This window comes from Neisseria sp. HMSC070F02 (genome assembly GCF_001814225.1).
Lineage (GTDB): Bacteria > Pseudomonadota > Gammaproteobacteria > Burkholderiales > Neisseriaceae > Neisseria > Neisseria meningitidis.
Genome location: NZ_KV815448.1, coordinates 1 through 607, shown reverse-complemented (window position 1 = coordinate 607; position 607 = coordinate 1). Strand labels below are relative to the sequence as shown.

The following is a 607-nucleotide window of genomic DNA, read 5'->3' as shown; positions in this document are numbered from 1 at the left end:
CTAACAATGCCAACTGTGCTTCTTTAGTTTCGGCGGCAGAATAAGCTTTCAGCATATTGGCCAAATCGCCGGACAATGCGGCAGCTTCGCGCAAATCGCGCAGACGACCAATGCCCGCAAGATTGGCGGCTTTTGCCTGTTCGGCAGTGAGTTCCACTTTGTCTTTGAAGCGGCTGTGCAGATTGTCGGCTGCTAAAAGTAAATCCCCCATTTTTGCGGTTGTACCGTCTGTTTTGGTATAGCTGCCTTGCTGAGCCAAAGTGTTACCGTTACCGAGATTTTTATTTACATCTTTATAGGCGAGATCCAAAGATTGAATACCCAATTCTTCAAGGGTACGCAATTCATTAGCTTGGGAAATGCCGTCCTGGTTGAGATCCTGCCATACACGCAGGGTTTGGAATGCGGCGTCTGCCGCGTTGATGATGTTGTCGCCGTTTGAATCCAATTCGGCCAAAGCCGCGTAGCCGTGTTTGGCAAAAGAACCGTCTGCCAGTTTGGTATTGTCGCCGAAGAGTTCCGCGCCGTTGTCGATGATGCCGTTGCCGTTCAAATCGCGCACAAGCAGACCGTCATCGGCAGCAACCCAACCGGTGGCGGTGCGGAT

Annotated in this window: 1 pseudogene; it reads right to left on the bottom strand. The window is 51.4% G+C overall.

Features of this window, described 5'->3' with window-relative positions:
- Nucleotides 1–607: pseudogene (locus HMPREF2959_RS07105) on the bottom strand (hypothetical protein); the annotation flags it as partial.